General features: G+C 69.3%; 18 protein-coding genes. 9 read left to right on the forward strand and 9 right to left on the reverse strand.

The window, feature by feature from the left end:
* The first annotated feature begins 180 nt into the window (after positions 1-180).
* From ABE85_RS25565 to ABE85_RS25580, 4 genes are all read left to right on the forward strand, one after another.
* Positions 181-1539 carry a cytochrome ubiquinol oxidase subunit I gene (locus ABE85_RS25565; RefSeq protein WP_067283566.1) on the forward strand — a complete coding sequence of 453 codons (1359 nt, stop codon included), beginning with the start codon at positions 181-183 and terminating at the stop codon, positions 1537-1539.
* Positions 1536-2519, forward strand: a complete 984-nt coding sequence (locus ABE85_RS25570; protein ID WP_067283568.1) for a cytochrome d ubiquinol oxidase subunit II — start codon at positions 1536-1538, stop codon at positions 2517-2519. Before ABE85_RS25565 ends, ABE85_RS25570 begins: the two co-directional genes overlap by 4 nt.
* A 186-nt stretch (positions 2520-2705) precedes the next feature.
* Positions 2706-3368 (forward strand): amino acid ABC transporter permease, encoded by a 663-nt coding sequence (locus ABE85_RS25575; RefSeq protein WP_067283570.1) that lies wholly within the window; start codon positions 2706-2708, stop codon positions 3366-3368.
* A gap of 83 nt (positions 3369-3451) precedes the next feature.
* Positions 3452-4375 (forward strand): DMT family transporter, encoded by a 924-nt coding sequence (locus ABE85_RS25580; protein ID WP_067283575.1) that lies wholly within the window; start codon positions 3452-3454, stop codon positions 4373-4375.
* Between the two features lie 23 nt (positions 4376-4398).
* On the opposite strand, the gene ABE85_RS25585 is transcribed toward ABE85_RS25580, so the two are convergent.
* Positions 4399-4617, reverse strand: a complete 219-nt coding sequence (locus ABE85_RS25585) for a hypothetical protein (RefSeq protein WP_067283579.1) — start codon at positions 4615-4617, stop codon at positions 4399-4401.
* Between the two features lie 198 nt (positions 4618-4815).
* Between ABE85_RS25585 and ABE85_RS25590 the strand changes: the two genes are divergently transcribed.
* Together ABE85_RS25590 and ABE85_RS25595 are read left to right on the forward strand one after the other, a co-directional pair.
* Complete coding sequence (locus tag ABE85_RS25590; protein ID WP_067283581.1) at positions 4816-5499, forward strand: ion channel; 684 nt, start codon at positions 4816-4818, stop codon at positions 5497-5499.
* A gap of 199 nt (positions 5500-5698) precedes the next feature.
* On the forward strand, positions 5699-6451 hold the full coding sequence (locus tag ABE85_RS25595; protein ID WP_067283583.1) for an MBL fold metallo-hydrolase: 753 nt from the start codon (positions 5699-5701) through the stop codon (positions 6449-6451).
* Positions 6452-6461: 10 nt separating this feature from the next.
* Here the strand turns inward: ABE85_RS25595 and ABE85_RS25600 are convergent, their stop codons facing one another.
* From ABE85_RS25600 to ABE85_RS25625, 7 genes are all read right to left on the reverse strand, one after another.
* Complete coding sequence (locus ABE85_RS25600; RefSeq protein WP_067283586.1) at positions 6462-7562, reverse strand: hypothetical protein; 1101 nt, start codon at positions 7560-7562, stop codon at positions 6462-6464.
* 103 nt (positions 7563-7665) lie between these two features.
* Positions 7666-8871: a glycerophosphodiester phosphodiesterase gene (locus tag ABE85_RS25605; RefSeq protein WP_082939102.1), complete on the reverse strand. Its 1206-nt coding sequence runs from the start codon at positions 8869-8871 to the stop codon at positions 7666-7668.
* Positions 8872-9043: 172 nt separating this feature from the next.
* Positions 9044-10006: a DUF2145 domain-containing protein gene (locus ABE85_RS25610; protein ID WP_231993377.1), complete on the reverse strand. Its 963-nt coding sequence runs from the start codon at positions 10004-10006 to the stop codon at positions 9044-9046.
* A 47-nt stretch (positions 10007-10053) separates the two neighbouring features.
* Positions 10054-10542, reverse strand: coding sequence for a hypothetical protein (locus ABE85_RS25615; RefSeq protein WP_231993378.1), 489 nt, complete (start codon positions 10540-10542; stop codon positions 10054-10056).
* Between the two features lie 78 nt (positions 10543-10620).
* Positions 10621-11019: a hypothetical protein gene (locus tag ABE85_RS27805; protein WP_157523183.1), complete on the reverse strand. Its 399-nt coding sequence runs from the start codon at positions 11017-11019 to the stop codon at positions 10621-10623.
* A 6-nt stretch (positions 11020-11025) separates the two neighbouring features.
* Positions 11026-11631: a hypothetical protein gene (locus tag ABE85_RS25620; protein WP_067283588.1), complete on the reverse strand. Its 606-nt coding sequence runs from the start codon at positions 11629-11631 to the stop codon at positions 11026-11028.
* Positions 11632-11815: 184 nt separating this feature from the next.
* A complete protein-coding gene (locus ABE85_RS25625; RefSeq protein ID WP_082939103.1) occupies positions 11816-13903 on the reverse strand; it encodes a CocE/NonD family hydrolase in 2088 nt (695 codons plus the stop codon).
* Between the two features lie 373 nt (positions 13904-14276).
* On the opposite strand from ABE85_RS25625, the gene ABE85_RS28170 reads away from it, so the two are divergent.
* From ABE85_RS28170 to ABE85_RS25640, 3 genes are all read left to right on the forward strand, one after another.
* On the forward strand, positions 14277-14690 hold the full coding sequence (locus tag ABE85_RS28170; RefSeq protein ID WP_067283590.1) for a response regulator transcription factor: 414 nt from the start codon (positions 14277-14279) through the stop codon (positions 14688-14690).
* Between the two features lie 68 nt (positions 14691-14758).
* Positions 14759-16669, forward strand: a complete 1911-nt coding sequence (locus ABE85_RS25635) for a diguanylate cyclase domain-containing protein (protein ID WP_082939105.1) — start codon at positions 14759-14761, stop codon at positions 16667-16669.
* A 149-nt stretch (positions 16670-16818) separates the two neighbouring features.
* Positions 16819-18375 (forward strand): methyl-accepting chemotaxis protein, encoded by a 1557-nt coding sequence (locus tag ABE85_RS25640; protein WP_067283592.1) that lies wholly within the window; start codon positions 16819-16821, stop codon positions 18373-18375.
* A gap of 118 nt (positions 18376-18493) precedes the next feature.
* On the opposite strand, the gene ABE85_RS25645 is transcribed toward ABE85_RS25640, so the two are convergent.
* Positions 18494-19561: an NADP-dependent oxidoreductase gene (locus ABE85_RS25645; RefSeq protein WP_067283595.1), complete on the reverse strand. Its 1068-nt coding sequence runs from the start codon at positions 19559-19561 to the stop codon at positions 18494-18496.
* Between the last annotated feature and the right edge of the window lie 19 nt (positions 19562-19580).

Genomic DNA, 19580 nt, shown 5'->3' on the forward strand with positions numbered 1-19580 from the left:
CCGACCGGCTCACTTCTTACCCCCTCTCCCGCTTGCGGGAGAGGGCAGGGGTGAGGGCCAGCGGCGGTGGAAGTGCAGATGGCTTCGTGATCGGGCCCAGGGCAATTTGTCCTAGGGCAGCTTGTCCTAGGACGATCTGTCCCTTCCGCGAACTGTCCGGCTCCGGAACACTTCGCGGCCATGGACACCCTGATCCTCGCGCGCCTGCAGTTCGCGCTCAACATCACCTTCCACATCCTCTTCCCGACGATCACGATCGCGCTGGGCTGGGTCGTGCTCTTCATGCTCTGGCGCTGGCGGCGCACCGGCGAGTCCCCGTGGCTCGCGGCCTACCAGTTCTGGACCAAGGTCTTCGCGCTCAGCTTCGCGCTGGGCGTCGTCAGCGGCGTGACGATGAGCTTCCAGTTCGGCACCAACTGGCCGGGCTTCATGGAACGCGCCGGCAACATCGCCGGACCGCTGCTCGGCTACGAGGTGCTCACGGCCTTCTTCCTGGAGGCCGGCTTCCTCGGGATCATGCTGTTCGGGCGGGAGCGCGTCAGCCCGCGCGTCCACGTCATCGCGACGGCCACGGTGGCCTTCGGCACGACGCTCAGCGCGTTCTGGATCCTCAGCCTCAACTCGTGGATGCAGACGCCCACGGGCTACGACATCCGCGACGGCGTCATGCATGCCGTCGACTGGTGGGCGATCGTCTTCAACCCCTCGTTCCCTTACCGGCTCACCCACAAGCTGCTCGCGTCGGGACTCACGGCGGCCTTCCTGCTGGCCGGTGTCAGCGCATGGCAGATGCTCAAGGGCAGCGAGAAGGCGGAGACGCGCCGCGTGCTCCGGCTCGGCCTCACCTTGGGCGCGGTGCTGATCCCGCTGCAGATCATCGCGGGCGACATGCACGGCCTCAACACGCTGAAGCATCAGCCGGCCAAGATCGCCGCGATGGAAGGCGTGTGGACCACCGAGCGCGGCGCGCCGCTGCTGCTGTTCGCGCTGCCCGACGAGCACGCGAAGGAGAACCGCTTCGCCATCGGGGTGCCGCGGCTCGCGAGCCTGATCCTCACCCACGACGCCGACGGCGAGATCCGCGGACTCGATGCATTCGAAGGCGCGCATCCGCCGGTCAAGCCGCTGTTCTTCGGCTTCCGCGTGATGGTGGGCGTGGGGATGCTGATGCTCGTCTTCGCGTGGGGCGGATGGTGGCTGTTCCGGCGCTCCGGCTGGCAGCGGCTGCCGCGCGCGTGGCTGTGGGGGCTCTCGTTCATGAGCTTCTCCGGCTGGGTCGCGACGGTGGCCGGCTGGTACGTCACCGAGATCGGCCGGCAACCCTTCATCGTCTACGGCGTGCTGCGCACCAGCGAGGTCGCGGCGAACAACCCGGGGACGATGGTCGCGGCTTCGCTGGCCGGTTATGCGACGGTCTACCTCGCGCTGCTCATCGCCTACATCGCTGCGATCAAGCGGATGGCCGAGAAGGGCGCGCCCGCCGCGCCCACCGCGACGCGCCCACTCGCCGCGCCGGTGATCTCCAGGAGCTTCACATGAGCGCGCTGCCGGTGATCTTCATGGCCTTGATGGGTCTCTCGCTGCTGATCTACGTCGTGCTGGACGGCTACGACCTCGGCGTCGGGATGCTGTCCGCGACGGCGAAGGAGGCCGATCGCGACCGCATGGTCGCGTCGATCGGGCCGTTCTGGGATGCCAACGAGACCTGGCTGGTGCTCGCCGTCGGCCTGCTGCTGATCGCCTTCCCGAAAGCGCAGGGCGTGGTGCTCACGGCGCTCTACGTGCCGGTCGTGCTGATGCTGCTCGGGCTCATCCTGCGCGGCGCGGCCTTCGACTTCCGCGCCAAGGGCGACCCGGCCCACAAGCGGTGGTGGGATGCGGCATTTGCGGGCGGCTCCGCGCTCGCGTCGCTGGCGCAGGGGTGGATGCTCGGTTGTTACGTGACCGGCTTCGAGGACGGTGCCGCGGCGCAGGTCTTCGCCGCAGGCATCGCGGTCGCGCTCACGGCTTGCTACCTGCTGCTGGGCGCCGGATGGCTGCTGATCAAAACGGAGGGCGACTTGCAGCGCCGCGCGGTCGGCTGGGCCAGGCGCGCATGGCCGGCCGTCGTGGCGGGATTGCTGATCGTCTCCATCGCATCGCCGTGGCTGAGCGCCACCGTGCGGACGCGCTGGTTCGACATGCCGGGGCTCATCGCGCTGGCGCCGCTGCCGCTGATCGCGCTGCTCGCACTCGCGGCGCTGCGCGGGCTCCTGAACTCGCACCGTGTGCTGGGCAAGCTCAGCTGGGCGCCGTTCGCGCTGATGGTGGTCGTGCTGACGCTGAGTTTCTTCGGCCTCTCCTACAGCCTCTATCCGTTCGTCGTCATTGACCGGATCACGATCTGGGACGCCGCAGCCGCAGACGAGTCGCTGCGCTTCCTGCTCGTTGGCGCGGCGCTGACGATGCCGGTGATCCTGGCGTACTCGCTGTTCTCGTATCGCGTGTTCCGGGGGAAGGTGCGCGCGCTCGCGTATTGAGCGAACGCCTGGCTCTCACTGGGGCCGGAGTGATCCTTGGGGTTCGCGGACGCGATGCCCCATGGGTCGCGGAGAGCCCGCGCTTGGCGATCGCAGTGGAGCCCGAGAGCCCGCGCTCGACGACGGAAGTCCAGGAGATGGCAACATGCCGCCTTCCGCTGAGAAGCGAGCCCTTCCAAGAACTCCATGGACTTCCACTCCCTGCTCTCCCTGGCCGAGCTAGCCTGGCCGGTGCTGCTGAAGGGCACCGGCTACACGCTGCTGTTCGCGGTGATGGCGATGATTTTCGGCCTGCCTTTGGCGGCCGTGATCACGCTGGTGCGGGTGCTCAAGCTGCCGGTGCTGGACCGCGTGATGGCGGTGTATGTGAGCGCGATGCGCGGCACGCCGCTGCTGGTGCAGGTGTTCATCGTCTACTACGGGCTGCCGAGCATCGGCATCGAGTTCTCGCCGCTGGTGGCGGGCGTGCTGACCTTGACGCTCAACGTCGCGGCCTACATGAGCGAGACCCTGCGCGGCTCGATCGCCGCGGTGGCGCAGGGCCAGTGGCTGGCGGGCACCTCGCTGGGCCTGAGCCGTCCCCAGACGCTGCGTTTCGTGGTCGGCCCGCAGGCGCTGCGCGCCGCCGTGCCCAGCCTGTCCAACAGCCTGATCTCGTTGATCAAGGACACCTCGCTGGTGTCGGTGATCGCGGTGACCGAGCTGATGCTGGCCACCAAGGAGGTCATCTCCACGACCTTCCAGCCGTTCCCGCTCTACATGGCGGCGGCGCTGATCTACTGGATGCTGAGCTTCGCTTTCGAGCAGGTGCAGAAATGGATGGAAAAACGGCTGGCCTACCCGCACTGATCTCCGCGCACTGATCGCCCCGCACCGCCGTAAAAGCGGCGATGCTCGCGCACCGAAGTACCTGCCCTGAGTTCCCCGCACTGATGACCACCGCCGCCGCCGTCTCCCCCTCGTTGTTGTCCGTCCATCTGCGCCTCGTCGGCATGGCCGTCCTCTGGGGCGCCTCCTGGCCCATGGGGCGGGTGCTCGCGCAGACCATGCCGCCGCTGGCCGCGGCGGCGTGCCGCTTCCTCTTCGCAGGCGCGATCCTGATGCTGTGGCTCGCGAAGACGGGCCGGCTGGCCGCCTTGCGCGACTGGGGCGCGAAGCGCTGGGCGGGCATGGTGCTGGCCGCGAGCTTCGGCGTCTTCGGCTACGCGACCTTCTTCATGAGCGGGCTGCAGCATGTGCCGGCCGGCAAGGGCGCGCTGGTGATCACGCTGAATCCGGTCATCACCTTGCTGCTGGCCGCATGGATCTTCCACGAGCGCCTGAACAAGCGGATCGGCCTGGGCATGGCGATGGCCGCCGTCGGGGCCGCGATCGTGATCACGAAGGGCGAGCCCTGGCACGTGCTCGACGGCCGGGTCGGCATCGGCGAGGTGCTGCTGCTGGGCTGCGTGGGGTGCTGGGTCGCCTACACGCTGATCGGGCGCAAGGTGATGGCCGGCGTCGATGCGCTGACGACCACCGCCGTCACGGCGGCGATCGGCGCGTTGATGCTGCTGGTGCTGACGCTGGTCGTCGACGGTACCGCTGGCGTGGCCGGCGTGATGGCCGCGCCGCGCCACGCGTGGCTGTGCATGGCCGGGATCGTCGTCGGATCGACGGCGCTGGCCTATGCGTGGTACTTCGACGGCGTGAAGGCCCTGGGCGCCGGCGCGGCGGCCGGCTACATCACGCTGGTGCCGGTGTTCGGCGTCGTGTTCGCGGCGCTGGGGCTGGGCGAGGTCATCGACGCGTCGCTGCTCGTCGGCGGCACCATGGCCATCGCGGGCACGGCGTTGATGAACCTCGGCCGCCGCTGAAGCACCTCGGCCGGTGCCGAGGCTTACTTCCGGCCCGCACCCACCAGGACGACGCCGCCCACGGCGATGGCGGCAATGCCCGCCCACAGCGGCACGTTGACGCGCTTGGTCTCCTCGACCTTCAGCTCGATCGGGCCGACCTTGGCGGCGGTGTTCTCCTTCGTGTACGAGAAACCTCCGTAGACCAGGCCGAGCACGCCCGCGGCGATCAGGATCACGGCGACAAGACGAATTCCACCCATGACGTCCTCCAGTATTTGCGATGTGATGTGGGGATGAGAGCGCCCGGCTGGCGCCTCGCATGTCGCACGGTGCCGGGGTGTCCCATTGGAGCGTCGGCGCGCTCTGGCGTACGTAGGACGGCACCGCGTTCGCACGTCGGGCGGCGTCGTGGCAGCGGGCGTCGCCGTCGGGGACGGCTGCGCGGTGAGAATGCGTCGATGCGCGTCCTTCGAGTCCTCGCCGTCACGCGGCGTCATCCCTCCGCGATCCTGCTGATCGTGCAACTGCTTGGGCTGGTCCTGTATCCGCTGCTGGAGGGCAGCCGATCGGCGCCGCTGGCGCTGGGCGCCTTCGGCATCGTGGTGCTGATCTTCACCACGCGCATGGTGCGCAGCACGCCGGGGCTCACCTGGCTGAGCGTGACGATCGCGCTGCCCGCGATCGCGCTCCTGCTGCTGCAGGCGTTCTGGCACATGGAGGGGCTGCTGCCGTGGTCCTCGGCGCTGGAGGCGCTGTTCTACTTCTACGCCGCCGGGAGCCTGATCTCCTACATGATGAGCGACTGGCACGCGACGACCGACGAGCTCTACGCCGCGGGCGCGACCTTCACGCTGCTGGCGTGGGGCTTCGCGCATGTGTTCGTGGTCGTGCAGGCACTGCATCCGGGGAGCTTCTCGGCGGCGGTGGATCCGCAGTCGCCGCGGACGTGGACGGAGCTGATGTTCCTCAGCTTCGCGCTGCTGTCGAGCACCGGCATCGGGGATGTGATCCCGGTGAAGCCGCTGGCGCGGGCCGTCACGACGATCGAGATGTTCGTCGGGGTGATGTACCTCGCGGCGGTCGTGTCGCGGTTGATCGGGCTCACGCTGATCCAGCATCGGAAGTTGTCCGACCTGGACTGAAGTCTCTTGCTCCCTCTCCCGCTTGCGGGAGAGGGTGGGGGTGAGGGCCAGCGGCCGTGGCAGTGCTGAAGCCCGAAGACGCATTCTTGCGATCGGTCAATCCGATCGCCGCGTTTGTGCACGCAGCGCGCGCGGCGTCGGACGCGCCCCCTATCGTCGCCGCCTTTCACAACGATCCACAGTGATCAGGGAGGCGGTCATGCCGATGGAACTCTTCAACGGCGGCGGGCATCGCTGCCTGATGTTCAGCGACTTCGGGCACGGGGACGGCGTGCAGGCCAACCAGTTCCTGATCGTCGACGGCAGCACCGGCGCGGTGATCGATCCCGGCGGCAACCTGGCCTACAACGACCTGTACCTCGGCATGACGGGCTGCTTCCCGCCGCACCGGCTGTCGGCGATCCTGGCCTCGCACGCGGACCCGGACATCATCGCGTCGCTGGACCGGTGGATGACGGCCACCTCGGCGCCGGTCTACATCTCGACGATCTGGGAACGCTTCGTCCCGCACTTCTGCAAGCCGGGCAAGACGGCGGGCCGCGTGATCGGCATCCCGGACCGCGGCACGCGCATCGCCGTGGGCGCGAGCGAGCTGGTCGCGCTGCCCGCGCATTTCATGCACTCGGAGGGCAACTTCCAGTTCTGGGACGCGACGAGCGGGATCCTGTTCTCGGGCGACCTGGGCGTGTCGATCGGCGTCGATCCCACGCAGCCGATCGCGGAACTCGGGCCGCATATCGCTTCGATGGACGCCTTCCACCGGCGCTACATGGTGAGCGGCAAGGTGCTGAAGCTGTGGGCGGAGATGGTCCGGCCGCTGCCGATCCGCATGATCGTGCCGCAGCACGGCGCGCCGCTGGTCGGCGACGCGGTGCGCCAGTTCATCGATTGGGTGGGGACGATCAGCTGCGGGATCGACCGGGTCACGCAGCGGGATTACGCGATGCCGTGAGCGCGACGTCTCAGTGCTTGGTCGGCGGTTCTTCCCGCTTCAGCAGCTTGTCGACGCCGGTCGTGTCGACCACGCGGATGGTCAGGTCCTTGGCCCAGTTGAGACCCTTCTTCGCGGCGTCCACCGCGTGATTGGCCGCATCCGCCGTGGTGTTGCGGACCCGCTCGGCGGAGGGCAGCTGCTGCTGCGTCCAGTCCGCCGTCTTGCGCGCGGCGTCCCAGGCCTGCGTGGCGGCCGTGGCCGTGGTGACGCGGACCTGGTCGGCGCTGGGCAGCCGTTGCTGCGTCCAGTCGGCGGTATCGACCAGCACCGTGCGCACCTGTCCGGCCGCGGCGCCGGCGAGCGTCACGGTCTGGGTCCAGCGCTTGGCGATCTCGCCCGGCGGCGCGGTCGCGAGCAGGCGCACGACGGTGGCCAGCGAGGCGGTCTCCTCGGGCGTCAGCGGGCCGCCGGCCTCGAGCATGCCGCGCATGAAGACGCCGAGGTCCTTGGCGATCGCGGCGTGGTTGCAGTCGGGGTTGAGGTGGAGGAAGCCCGCGCCTTCGACGGCCATCGCTTCCAGCTCGCTGCCGCCCAGCCGCGCTTCGACGGCGGCGACGGACTGCTCGACGAAGGCGCGGTTCAAGCCCCAGTCGGCGATCAGGTGATCGATGAGGTACTGGCGCTCGGCCGGCTCGATGGCGCCGTCGACGGCGGCCAGTCGCAGCGACAGCGGCGCGATCAGGTCGAACAGCGCCAGGCCCAGCGTGTCCAGCGGCGTGTTGAGGTATTTGGGGATCTCGATGACGCGCTCGCCCTTGGTCGAGCTGAGCAGCCGGTACATGCCGTAGCAGGCGCCGCCCGAAGCGAGCGCGGCGAAGGCGACCCAGCCGACCGGCGTGGCCGAGGCGCCGAGCAGCGACGCGACCATGCCGGTCTTCGCGACCGCCGCGCCCGCGCCCGCGGCGCCGAGCACGTCCCACACTTCGCGGCCGCGGCTGATCATGCGCAGCGACGCGTAGGCCGCCTCGCCGATGGCGAGCTTGGCCTTGAAGCGCAAGGGATCGGCGACGACCTGGTCGACGCCTTTCAACTCGGGCGGGGGCAGCAGCAGGGGCGCGGGGGCAGGCATGGGGAGGGACTCCAGTCGGATAGGGGGAGTCTAGCGAAGTGGCATGACCTCCTTCCGACGGCGCCCCTCCCGCCCCTCGAGTCCCTCGCTGTGCCTCAGTGCCTCACTTCTTCACGTAGGCGTCGATCGCCTTGCGCGCCAGGAAGGACTGGTCGCTGAACAGGCCGTCCATGCCGAGCTTGAGGAAGGCCTCGATCTGTCCGGCGAGGTTGCCGATCGCCGTGGGATCGGCGCTGCTGTCGAAGTCGTCGGGCAGGAAGACGTTCTCCGCGCGGAAGGTCCAGCCGTGCACGATGAGGCCGGCCGCGTGCGCGTCCTTCACCAGCGTGGTCGGCGTGCCCAGTCGGCCGGCGACCAGCGGGATCATCAGGCTGGTGTTCGCGCCTATGCCTTGCGCGTAGCTGGAGATCTCGGCCAGTCCGGCCGGCTTGACGAGGTCCGCGTAGGTGCGCGTGTCGCCGCTCGCCGTGAAGTCGTAGGGCTGGCCGGAGCCGTTGATCAGCTGCACCAGCGGCACGCGCGTCATGCGGTTCAGCTTGCGCAGGTTGCCGACCTCGAAGGACTGGATGAAGACCGCCGAGTCCGGGCTGCGGTAGCCGTACTTGTTGAGCGTGCGCACCAGCGGCTCCTCCAGCGGCTTGCCGATGCCGGCGAAGTAGGTCGGGTGCTTGGTCTCCGGGTACACGCCGATGGGTTTGATTTTGGCGCCGTGATGACCGTGGCCGCGACCGTCCTTGCCGTCCTTGCCGTCCTTCCCTGCCTTCTCGGCCTCTTCCTTGCGGCGCTCGTTGGCCTGAGCGACCAGCTGCAGCACCTCCTCGAAGGTCGGCACCTCGAACATGTCGTTGAAGCGCGTGTTGCCCGGGCGGATCTGCGGGATGCGCTCGCGGGCGCGCAGCGTCTTGAGCTCCGCCAGCGTGAAGTCCTCGGTGAACCAGCCGGTGATGGCCACGCCGTCGATGGACTTCGTCGCCTTGCGGGACGCGAACTCGGGCCGGTCGGCGACGTCGGTCGTCGCTTCGCGCACCGAGCCGTCGGGGTTCAGGATCGCGATGGCGTTCTCGTGGCGCGCGACCAGCACGCCGTCCTTGGTCAGCACGAGGTCGGGCTCGACGTAGTCGGCGCCCTGCTCGATCGCCAGCCAGTAGGCGGCCAGCGTGTGCTCGGGCACGTAGCCGCTGGCGCCGCGGTGCGCGATCAGCAGCGGCTCCTTGGCGCGCGGCGGCTGTTGGCCGCCATGGGCGCAGGCGGCGGTCACCAGCGAGGTGGCGGTGACGGTGGCGAGGACAGCAGTGCGTAGCAGCTTCATCGGAGGTCTCCTTCGGATGGAATCGACGTTCGGCGCATCGTCACGCCGCGTGTTCATGCGCGGTGACGATCGCGTGGTGAAAACGTGAGGCCAGATGGCGCCCGAAGGGTAGGGCCCGGTGGATGAAGTTTTGATGATGACCCTGTCGGGGGCAGGTCCCCTGAAACAGGTCTTACATCGCGCCGGCCAGCGGCAGTACCTCGTCGCCGTCGGCGGCGTGGCAGTCAGCGGAGAGCGGTTCCCAACCTCGGCGGACAACGATCTTCGATCCGGTGGCGCAGAACTCGACGCGCTGGGCGTCAGGCACGAGCCGGTGCGTGAAGGCTTCGAGCGACGTCGGTGTGGAGACCTTCAGCCGCATCGCGTAGAGGTCGTCGATCGGGTGGTCGTCGCTGTGGATCAGCGGCACGAACTGGGCCGCGAACATGACCGCGTGCGACGGCACGACGACCGGCGCGGGGTCGTAGCCCAGGGTCTTCAGCCACTGCTGTGCCAGCGCGCGGGTCGGGGCGTCGGCGCTTCCCTTGGCATCGACGTCGAGCGGGGCCCACGCGAAGCCCATCAGCTCCGCCACCCACTGGTTGCAGTTCTGATAACGCGTGCTGAAGGCGTAGGCGCTGGCGCTGTAGCGCGGCGACAGCAGTGCGAGCGAGCGCCGGTTGTCGAGCGCGCTGGCGGCCAGCCGGGCGCCTTCCCGCTCGGGCAGCGTCACGATGGAGAGCCGGATCGGCTCGGTGCGTCCGGCGCTCAGCAGGAAACCGGCCAGGCCCTGGTCGTAGAGCTTGGCCTGCGATTCGTCGCAGGCGTAGTAGAGCTGCCGCACCGACCACGGGCTGTTGCGGCTGTCCTTCAGCGCGATGCCGCTGTGGGAGTAGCGCAGCCCGAATCGGCTCAGGTCGGTGCCGGAGCGCGAAACCAGCGCAGCGGAGGCGCCGCTCGCTTCCAGCGCCCGCCGCGCGATCGCGACGACCTGGAGCTGGCGGTCCTGCTCGGTGGCGCTGACTTCATTGCCGCGATCGCAGAAGGTGGCGGCGTGGGCAGCCGATGCGGCGGCGAGCACCGCCATCGCGACGACCGCTGGCGCGAGGCCGCGAAGCGCCGGGACGATGCCGCTGCCTGTACCGGTGCTGCTCAACGTGCGACGACTTGCCGCTCGGGCCCGCGTGCGGGGCCCGGCGGGAATCACAGCGTCACCGGATGCGATTCCAGTTCGCGGTGCCAGTCGTCGTGCAGCGCGAGCAGGAAGGCCTGCTTGTTCTCCGCGCGGGCGAACTCATAGCCGTAGTCGCGCTTCTGCGCCAGCACGTGGTCGCCGACGCGCAGCGGCTGGCCGGCGACGGCCTGCTTGGGCACGTAGAGGAAGAACTCGGTGCCGCCTTCGGCGCGGACCGGCTGCAGGCGCAGGCGCTGCGTGTCGGCGCGACCGGCGGCGTCCTCGACGGCGAGGACCTTGTACTCGCCCTCGGCGACCTTGCGGTCCTTGCTGGAGCTGTCGCTGGACTGGCCGATCGAGTCGGACAGCTGGCGCGAGGACACCGAGCCGGCGCTCGAGGCCGAGGTGGCGATGCTCTCGGCCTGCGCCGGCAGCGCAGCGAAGCCCATCAGCGCGGCGATCGCGGCGGCGGTGGCAACGAGGGAGAAGCGGGAAGAGAGGGAAGAACTGTGGCGCATAAAACCGTCCATGGGCTGGTCAGTCCGGCCGCGGAACAGCGGCCGGACGGCGCAAGCATAGGGGATGCGAGGACTTGATCAGGTGTCGGGGTGTGCGCAGGCTGCGAAGGTCCTGCGCACGCCCGCAATCTGCTCGCTCATCACTTTCTGATCGACAGGCTCTTTCAAATCGTAATCGGCGTGAACTCGCCGGTCGCGTTGCTCCAGCATCAACTGGCCGAGCGCCCGAGAGCGTTTCGCGACCCCTTCATCCCACAAGGGATCCGGATACCTGAGGTGATGGATCAGCCACGCATGAACGCTTCCACATGTCGGCGGTTGTGGACAGTTTGGAAGGAGACTGATCCATGCCAGGCATCGGTGATAGGCGGCGTAGTACGCGCGGGACACAGCGGATCGGCGGCGAGCCTCCGATGTGAATCCGTTGGCAAGCGCCTCCGCATCCTTGAGAAGTTCATTGGCAGAGATGGGCTTCATGGTGAATCACTCCTCTTGCCCATCGTCATCGTCCCCGTCGAGATCCGGTTGCGGACAAACGCTCCAGTCCTTGGGTTGACAGGGATGGATCGACCTGAAGCCCACCAGGAACCCACCGCTGCGGCCGTTGCAATGCAAAGAGGTCATCCGGAGTTCGTCTGCGAGCTCGTAGGTGCGATCGTCGTCCGTATCGACACTCAACGTCACGCGCAAGAAGTGGAAGCCGTCTTCGGCTCGGCAATGGTGGATGTCCACGGGCCCCCGGCACAAGCGCACCGAGTTGTTCGCCAGCACGCCGAGGGCGAGCCTGACATCCAGATAGGCATCGACGCACGTCTCCCTGTTCTCTTCAAACAGCCGGCAGAGCAGCTCACGGACCTCTTCCCAGTCGATGTGCCGGGAGGCAGGGGCGGGGATCTGACCAACCACATAGGGGTTGGTCTTCTCCGGGTACCGCAGCAGGTGGAGCAGCGCATCCACCCCTTCAGTCCATGTGGGCTCCGGCGTCTCCGGTTGCAACGCCGTCGTCACTTCGACGGGCGTCTCCCCCCACGTTTCCACTTCCTTCAACACTGCACTCATCTCGCTCATCCTTTCGATCTGCGAAGTCATCGCCAATGACCAGCAGTTTCGGCAGGCGGCGCGATGAAATCACTCCCTCGGAAGAGCGCTTCGATGGGGGATACACCTCTGAGTAGGTCATTCCCCCGACGAATGCAGATTGTTGGGATTGGGGTTCGCGGGGTCAGGCCTTGCCCGCCCCGCCTGTCTCACGACAACCCGTCAAGCGCAGGGCTCAGTTGAGTTCCCCCGCCGGCACCACCGGCAGCACGATGCTCGACGGCCGCAGCGGGCCGGCGTGGATCGTCGTCACGTTGCCGTTGGCCTGCTGCTGCAGCGGCGTCGGCCAGATGCCCTGCGCCTGGTTGCTGGCGCTGACCGCGATGCGCAGCCGGTGTCCCGCCCGGACCAGCGCCGCGACCGGGAAGACCTCCACCGGCACCAGCATCGGCTCGTTGGCCACCACCGGCAGCGCCGCACCCGCCGTGAACGGATGCCACGGCTGGATCATCGTGCCGTTGACGAAACGCGAGCGGCTCGTGTCCACCGCGCGATGCGCCGCCGACATCAATCCGTGCGTCAGCGGCTTGACCGCGCCGGTCGACGGATCGACGTCGTCGACGCGCACCGACAGCGCCGCCTGCGGGCGCGAGGCCGAGATCCACAGGTCCGCCTGGATCGGTCCGTTGAGGTAGAGGTCCTGCGCCAGCGGTGCGGTCTCGTAGACGGCCGCGCCCTGCAGCGACTCGACGCGCGCGCTGTCCGAGTAGCACGGCTTGGGCAGCAGCCCCGCCAGCCCCAAGGTCCATTGCACCTGGCTCGCCGAGCAGTCGCTGTGGTCGCGGATCTGCACGCTCGCGGTGAAGATCGTGCCCAGCAGGTTGCCTCGCGACGCCGTCGGCGCCGGCGGCTCGGAGACGGTCCATCCGGCCGCGACCGCCGGGATGCGCGACGACAGGCTGCCGTCCGGCTGCAGGTACCAGCGCTGCGGCGCCATCTTCGGATGCGGCCAGTCGCTCGCCGTCGCGAAACGCGGCGTGCCGCCGCTGCCGTAGCCGTCGACGAACTGCGTCACCGTCGGCAAGGCGTCGGCCCCGGCCGGGCGTCCCTTCAGGTACTGGTCGAACCACTGCAGCAGCAGCGAGGTCGTGCTCGGCGGTCCGTACGACGGCGCGCCGTCGAAGCCGGTGATCCCGCCTTGCACCGACTGCAGATGCGATCCCGGCAGGATCGCCAGCTTGGCCGTCGCGTTGCGCTTGATCTGCTCGTACAGCAGCGGCTGGTCGCGCTGGAAGATGTCCAGCGACGCGCCGACGATGAAGGTCGGCACGCGGATCCGCCCGGCGCTCTCCACCGGCGAGCGGCCCGCCCAGAACGTGCCGTCGTCGGTCGCGATGCCGCTCGCGTTGCCGACGAAGCCGTCGAAGGTCGGCGCATACCAGGTGTCGATCGCCGCGACGTGATCGCCGGTCGCGGCGTTGATCTGGCTCGCGTACCAGGGATTGAGCAGCAGCTCCGGCGCGTTGGCCACGCTCAGCGACTGCGTCAGCGGCAGCCAGGTGCTGAGGAACTGCGCGTTGAACAGCCCGCCCGTCGCCGCCACGCCGCGGTACGCGTCGCCCATCGGCACCGTCGCGAACGCGGCCTTGATCGCCGGATGCTGCTGTCCCGCCGTCAGCAGCGAGCTGATGCCGAGGTAGGAGGTGCCCGCCACGCCGATGCTGCCGTTGAAGAAGGACTGCCGCGTCACCCACTCGACCGCCTCGCGGTAGGCCTGCTGCTCGTCCTGGCCGATCAGCTGCGTGACGCCGCCGCTCATGCCGGTGCCATGGGCGTCGATCGCGACGGTCACGTAGCCGCGCCGCACCATGTACTGGTCCAGTCCGCCGATCAGCAGCGTGTTGCCGCCCGCCGGCGTGAACACGCCGAGGAACTGGCCCACGTCGATGCGGTAGGCCGTCTGCGTCAGCACGACGGGAAAACGCCCCGACTTCGGAAAGCCGAGGAAGTCCGCCGGCATCGAGACCAGCACCGCCAGCTGCTTGCCCGACGAGAGCCGGATGAACTGCAGCGGCAGCGTGACCGCGCGGGGATGGTCGGGGCCCCGCGTGTAGCCCGCGGACGGCCAGGTGGCCCCCGCGTTGGCGACGACAGCGGGGTTGGTCGTCGCGAGCGTGCCGCGCGTGCCCAGCGTCGTGGTCTGCGCGAAGGCGCCGAGCGCGGTGCCGGCGGCCAGCGCCACGATCAGTTCACGGCAGCGCGCTCGGCTGCGTTCTCGCCACGGGCGGACGGTGCCGCGCTGCGTCGGGAAGGCCAGGGTCATGTCTTGTCTCCAGGTCCCGAGGGTCGGGTGGTCGCTGAGCGACTCTGTGGGGCATGAGGGGGCGACTATGCCGCGCCGCGCCGTCCGCGGCACGGGGGAAATCAGGAGGGCGATGGGTATGCGGCTTGCCGTCGCCGGCGCCGCCGCGGTCCGGACGCTGTCCGATTCCGGATCATGGAGAGCCCCCGCACGATGCGGACATCGCGCCGGGGAGCGCGCAGGATGTCACGCCAGCCCGGGCCGGCGATGTCGGGTTCCGCCGCCCGGACGCCGCTGTAGGTCAAGTCCCTACAGCAGCTGCGGCAGGCGGCGCTCAGCGCGAGTGGCAGCCGCTGGATGGCGCCGGCGACGCCCTGCGACGACGATGACATCCATGAACATCGCCGTCATCGAAGACAACGTTCCCGTCCGCCAGCTCCTGGTCCGTCGCGCCCAGAAACTCGGCGGCATCACCGTCGTGGCGCAGGCGTCCGGCGAGGACGAGGCCGTGGATGCCGTCATGGCCACCACGCCCGACGTCGTTCTGCTCGACCTGAACCTGTCGCAGGGCACCGGCCTGTCCGTGCTGTCCCGCCTGCGCGACCGCGACTACGCGGGCCGCGTCTTCGTGCTCAGCGCCGAGGACGCCCGCACCCACGCCGCGCCCTGCCGCCGCAGCGGCGCCGACGCCTTCTACGACAAGGCCTTCGATTTCGAGAAGCTGCTCGCCGACCTGCAGGACCTGTGCAGGCGGGGAGCCGCCAACGTCCCGTGGAGCGCCGGCCCCCGTGCCGTCGCCAACGGCTGAGTTCCCGATCCACGAACCGGCACCCGCAGACCGGAACGACCGCATCCACCGACCTGGAGGACCCCGCCATGAAGCTCACGATGACACTGCCCCGGCTGCCGTTCCCGCTGCCGACGCTGTCCTGGGCGTCGCGCGGTCCCATGGCCTCCTGGCTGCTGGTCGGCAACCTGCTGATGATCGTCGCGCTGGCCGCGATGACCGCGCTCAGCCTCTGGAAGCACCGCGAGACCGAGACCGATCGCGCCCGCGACGTGGTGGAGAACCTGGCGCAGAACATCGCCGTCGAGGTCGGCGCCGAACTGCGCAACACCGACAACGCGCTGGCCACGATCGCGCTGCGCTACCGCAGCACGCGGCAGTCCCCGGACCAGGCGGCGATGGTCGAGCGGCTGCTCCACGAGCAGCGCGGCCTGCTGCCGCAGGTCGCCGCGCTGCGCGTGACCGACGTCCACGGCACCGTCACCACCGGCCTGATGCCCGGCGAGCGCCCCTTCAACGTCGGCGACCGCAGCTACTTCTCGCAGGCGCGGCTGACCGACACGATGGTCGTGTCGGAACCGCTGAACAGCCGCGCGCAGAACCACTGGTGCGTCATCCTGGCCCGCCGGCTGATCGACCACGACGGCAACTTCGACGGCATCGTGTACGCCGTGGTGACGGCCCAGCATTTCGTCGACCGCTTCAGCGGTGTGGCGCTCGGCCCCTCGGGCGCGGTCTCGCTGCGCTCGGAGGGCTTGAACCTCGTGGCGCGCTACTCCGCCAGCGAGCCCGCGTCGACCAAGGGCTTCGGCGCGAAGCTGCTGTCCGAGCAGGCGATGCGTTCGCTGGCGCAGAACCGCGAGCGCGGCGTCTACATCACGCCCACGGCGCTGGACCGCGTCGAGCGCGTGACCGCCTACCGCAAGGTGCCGGGGTATCCGATGACGCTGTTCACCGGCATGAGCACCAGCTACTTCCTGGCCGGCTGGCGGGGGCAGGTCGTGCAGCAGTCGCTGCTGGCGGCGCTGGTCGCGCTGGCGGTGGCCGCCGCCTCGGCGCTGATCCACCGGATCCACCGCCGCGAACGCCGCGCCAAGGACGCCGTGCAGCAGCTGGCGCGCGAGCAGGACGCGATGCTGCAGAACGACCTGATCGGCATGGTCCGCATCCGCGACAGCCACGCGCTCTGGACCAACCCGGCGATGGAGCGCATGTTCGGCTACCCGCCCGGGGGCATGGTCGGGCAGTCCGCGCAGACGCTCTTCCTCAGCCCGCTCGAACATGCCCGGATCCGCGACGCCAGCCTGGCGACGATGCGCCCGGGCGGCCGTTTCCATACGCAGCTGCGCATGCGCCGGCTGGACGGCGCCGAGTTCTGGGTGGACCTGCACGGCACGGTGCTGTCGGAGACCGAATCGATGTGGATGCTCGTCGACATCGACGGTCTCAAGCGCAGCGAGGAGCAGGCGCAGCACCTGGCGCTGCGCGACGTGCTGACCGGGCTGCCCAACCGCCGGCTGTTCGAGGAGAAGGTCGGCGACGCGATCAACGCCGCGCGCCGCACCGGACGCGGCTTCTCGGTCTGCTATCTGGACCTGGACGGTTTCAAGGCCATCAACGACCAGCACGGCCACGAGGCCGGCGACGAGGTCCTGGGCGAGATCTCGCAGCGCCTGCAGGAGCTGGTGCGCAGCAACGATGTCGTCGCGCGCCTGGGCGGCGACGAGTTCGCGATCCTGCTCTCCGGCGTCACCCGCCCGGAAGACGTCGAGCAGACGCTGCAGCGCTGCCTGTTCTCCATCCAGCGCCGCATCACGCTGGACAGCGGGGAGAAGGTCTCGGTCGGCGCCAGCATCGGCGCGGTGATCGGCGGCGGCGGCGACGCCTGCCGCGAGCTGCTGCACGCCGCCGACGAGGCGATGTACGCGGTCAAGCGCACCGGCAAGGGCCAGATCCAGATCGCCGGGCACGTGCACTCCGAATGGGCCGTGGCCGCCTGAGCCTTCTTGCTCCCTCTCCCGCTTGCGGGAGAGGGCAGGGGTGAGGGCCAGCGGCCTCGGCAGTCAGCGGGAAGAAGGGGCATGCCCCGCTGGAAAGCGCCGCCGCCAAGCCTCATCATGGCGACTCCTTTGGCAAAGGGGAGATTCAAATGAACATCGGCACCTGGCGTCTATCCACGCAGTTGACCGTGTCCTTCGTGATGCTGGTGGCGCTGTGCGCGCTGGTCGGCGGCATGGGACTGCTGCAACTGAACCGCGTGCATGACAGCACGAACGAGATCGCCGAGGACTGGCTGCCCAGCATCCAGAGCATGGCGGCGATCCGGGTGAAGGCCAACCAGATCCGGCGCATGGAGCCGGATCACCTGCTGTCCGAGGACAGGCAGGAGATGGCGCAGATCGAGCGCAACATCGCGCACGCCCGGCAGGAACTCGCCGCGGCGGAGAAGGCCTACCAGCCCTTCATCACCAACGACGAGGAACGCAAGCTCTACGCGGAGGTCATCGCCGCGCGCGACACCTACTTCGCGGCGCAGGAGCGGCTGCTGCACCTCTCGCGCAACGACGACATGGACGCCGAGGCGAAGGCCTTCTTCCGCGCCGATTCGCGCAACAGCTTCAACACCTGGGTCAAGGCGATCGAGCGCAGCGCCGACTACAACGCGGCCGGCAGCGAGCAGTCGCGCCTGGACGCGGCGCAGAGCTATGCGGCCGGACACGGCTGGAGCCTGTCGCTGACGCTGGTGTCGGTGGCCGTGGCCATCGGGCTGGCCTTGCTGCTGCTGGGGCACGTGCGGCGGCAGCTCGGCGGTGATCCTGCGGAGGCGGCCCGGCTGGTGCGGCAGGTCGCGGCGGGCGATCTCACCGGCGAGATCCGCGTGCGGCCCGGCGACGACCGCAGCCTGATCGCGGCGCTCAAGGCGATGCAGACGGGCCTGCGGCAGGTGGTCGGCGGCGTGCGCGAGGGCAGCGAGTCGGTGGCCAGCGCCAGCGGCCAGATCGCGATGGGCAACCACGACCTGAGCCAGCGCACCGAGGAACAGGCCAGCGCGCTGGAGGAGACCGCGGCGACGATGACCGAACTCGGCGAGACGGTGCTGCAGACCTCCGAGAACGCGCAGCAGGCGGACCGGCTGGCGCGCTCGGCGAGCGAGGTGGCGCATCGCGGCGGCGCGGTGGTGACGCAGTTCGTGGAAACGATGCGCGGCATCGACGAGAGCAGCCGTCGCATCGCCGACATCATCGGCACCATCGACGGGATCGCGTTCCAGACCAACATCCTGGCGCTGAACGCCGCCGTCGAAGCGGCGCGGGCGGGCGAGCACGGCAAAGGGTTCGCGGTCGTGGCGTCCGAGGTCCGCGCGCTGGCAGGACGCAGCGCGGAGGCGGCCAAGGAGATCAAGTCGCTGATCGCAGCCAGCGTGGAGCGCGTCGAGCAAGGCACCGGACTGGTCGAGCAGGCGGGCGCGACGATGGCGGAGATCGTCGCAGCGATCGGTCGCGTGACCGATGTCGTCGGCGAGATCAGCAGCGCGACGCGCGAGCAGTCGCAGGGCGTGAACCAGGTCGGCGAGGCGGTCAACCAGATGGACCAGGTGACGCAGCAGAACGCCGCGCTGGTGGAGGAATCCGCGGCAGCCGCGGAAAGCCTGCGCCAGCAGGCGCAGGCGCTGGTGGCGTCGGTGGCGCAGTTCAGGTTGGGGTGAGACCGCCTGACCACGCTTGGCCAAGCGCGGGCTCTCCACGGGGCATGGGGCCTCCCTCCGGGAACCCCAAGCCCCATTCCGGCCCCACCCACAACTCAGCGTGCGGGCCTGACACCTGTCACGACGCAGCGATCGCCACCACGGCCTTGCCGACATGGCGACCGTCGAGCAGATCGATCAATCCCCGCGGCGCGAGCTCAAGTCCCTCGACGACATGCTCCAGCGCCTTGATCTCGCCGGCGGCAATCGCCTCATTCATCTCGCGTTGGAATGCCTTGAAACGAGCCATGTCCTCGCCGTAGTGATCCAGCACGATGAAGCCCTCCATGCGGACGCGTTTCTGGAGCACCGTCGCCAGCAATCGCGTCAGACGCCCCGGTTCAGCGCCAGCGCCAACCTCTTCGCGCGGTGATGCGCCCGCTTCGTTGTAGTGCGCGATGAAGCCGCATACCGGCACGCGCGCGCCGATGTTCAGCAGCGGCAGCACGGCGTCGAGCACCTCACCCCCGACGCTCTCGAAATACACGTCGATCCCGTCCGGCGCCGCGGCGCGGAGCTTCTCGGCGAACTGCGGATCGCGGCGGTCGACCGCCGCATCGAAGCCGAAGGTGGTCATCAGGTGCCGGGTCTTGTCCGCGCCGCCCGCGATGCCGACGACGCGTGCGCCGGCCCGCTTCGCAAGCTGTCCCACCATCGCACCGACCGCGCCGGTCGCGGCGCCGACCACCACCGTCTCTCCCGGGCGCGGGCGGCCGATCTCGGCGAGACCGACATGCGCGGTGAACCCGGGCATGCCCGCCGCGCCCAGCGCCAGCGAGGGTCGCGTCATGTCGCCCAACGCGACCAGGTCCTTGCCGTCGCTCAGCGCGTAGTCCTGCCAGCCCGCGTTGGACAGCACGAGGTCGCCGGCGCGGAAGTCCGCGTGGCGCGACTCGACCACGCGGCTCACCGTGCCGCCGACGATGAGGCCGCCGATCGGAATCGGCGGCGCATAGCCCGGGCCGACTTCCTCCATCAGGTTGCGCATGTACGGGTCGAGCGACAGGTAGACGGTGCGGAGCAACACCTGACCCTCGGCAGGCGAGGGGGCCGGCACCGATTCCAGCCGGAAATCCTCCGGCACCGGGCGCCCGGTGGGCCGGGCGGCGAGCACGATGCGACGGTTGACGAGCGAGGTCATGGGCATCCTTCCCGGTTGGGGGCGT

Origin of the sequence: Mitsuaria sp. 7, from assembly GCF_001653795.1 — a bacterium.
GTDB lineage: Bacteria > Pseudomonadota > Gammaproteobacteria > Burkholderiales > Burkholderiaceae_C > Roseateles.